This is a genomic window from Gammaproteobacteria bacterium, assembly GCA_003696665.1.
In the GTDB taxonomy this organism is placed as follows: domain Bacteria; phylum Pseudomonadota; class Gammaproteobacteria; order Enterobacterales.
The window spans coordinates 1-1,076 of the sequence record RFGJ01000110.1 but is presented as its reverse complement, the minus strand read 5'-3'; the positions used below and the strand labels follow the sequence as shown (position 1 = coordinate 1,076).

Here is a 1,076-nt window from a genome sequence, read left to right as displayed (position 1 = left end):
TGGTATCCGAAGTGCTCTATTCCGCCTCCCGCGTTTTGGATGAAAACGAACAATTGCAGAACCGGTTAATGCGGGTGGAAAAAGAGAACCCCGATTCTCACTCGACTCTTACACCAGTACCGCCTGGTCAATATGCTCCAGGGACGTTTACGCAGGAGCAAATAGCATATCTGATTTCGTTAGTCCCTGAGAAGAGATACCATGGAGTTTTGCGTCTTTACCTGAAAGGCTGTACGCAGAAGGAGACAGAGCGAAAGTTGCTTCTAAGTCCACACACCGTCTCGGATTACAGACGGCTGTCTCGGCGGGCATTGGAGAGGCATGGTATTGTGATACGGGCTTTCAAAGGGCGCAAAAGGGCAAAAATTGCTGAAATAAACTGGGAAATGTAATTTACGCACATTTACGCACATTTTTTACGCACATTTACGCAGTTGATTTTTCCCGTAGAACGCCTAACATGAACGGGTAGTGGTCATCCACTGCCCGTTTTTCATTGCTGGAGGTTTGTATGACTTTACGGTACCGCTTGAAACTGGAATTGACCCCCGAAGAATATGACCGTCTTCTTGACCAGGCAATAGATGAATTACGTTCGTTGCCTGACCAGGCCCACCTTCTCATCAGGATAGGTTTGGGGCTTTATCCACCCAAGGACCAGGGAACCAATACACAACAGGAGGCAGATACATGACTCAAAACAAGCAGGGTGCCCCCGGCAACGGGACACCCCACCAAAGTGCCCAAAATGGGCATATTAATCAACCGCAGTATAGCACGGATGCTGTGCGATTGGCAAGCATTGAAGAACTGGCACATATGGCGCAAATAGATGGGGGAACGTCCAAAAGTTTGCAACGACAACGGCTAGAGGAATTTCTCAGTACGTTAGAACCTCATATGCGCGAGTTGCTGGAAGGGCAAATCGAGCGGGCAATTTTGCGTGGTTTCAAAGCAGACCCCAAAAGCGTTGTGAATTTGCTACCTAATCAGGCACTACAGTTTCCCTCATTGGCAGAACTGGCCAAAGACCTGCCGCCCACAGAGTGGTACTGGCCTGGATGGATAGCCAGAGG

General features: G+C 49.1%; 3 protein-coding genes. All 3 read left to right on the top strand.

The window, feature by feature from the left end; translation table 11 throughout:
* Positions 1 to 68 precede the first annotated feature (68 nt).
* Entirely contained in the window at positions 69 to 392 is a 324-nt protein-coding gene (locus tag D6694_03670) for a hypothetical protein (protein ID RMH46343.1), read from the top strand.
* Positions 393 to 511: 119 nt separating this feature from the next.
* Complete coding sequence (locus tag D6694_03665) at positions 512 to 694, top strand: hypothetical protein (protein RMH46342.1); 183 nt, start codon at positions 512 to 514, stop codon at positions 692 to 694.
* Positions 691 to 1,076 (top strand): hypothetical protein (locus D6694_03660; protein ID RMH46341.1); only part of this gene is annotated, 386 nt, incomplete at its 3' end. The genes D6694_03665 and D6694_03660, both read left to right, overlap by 4 nt.

What these genes read in the sequence shown, in the direction of transcription:
- D6694_03670 (RMH46343.1), top strand. Translation starts at nt 69, where the DNA reads ATGCGGGTGGAAAAAGAGAACCCCGATTCTCACTCGACTCTTACACCA.
- D6694_03665 (RMH46342.1), top strand. Translation starts at nt 512, where the DNA reads ATGACTTTACGGTACCGCTTGAAACTGGAATTGACCCCCGAAGAATAT.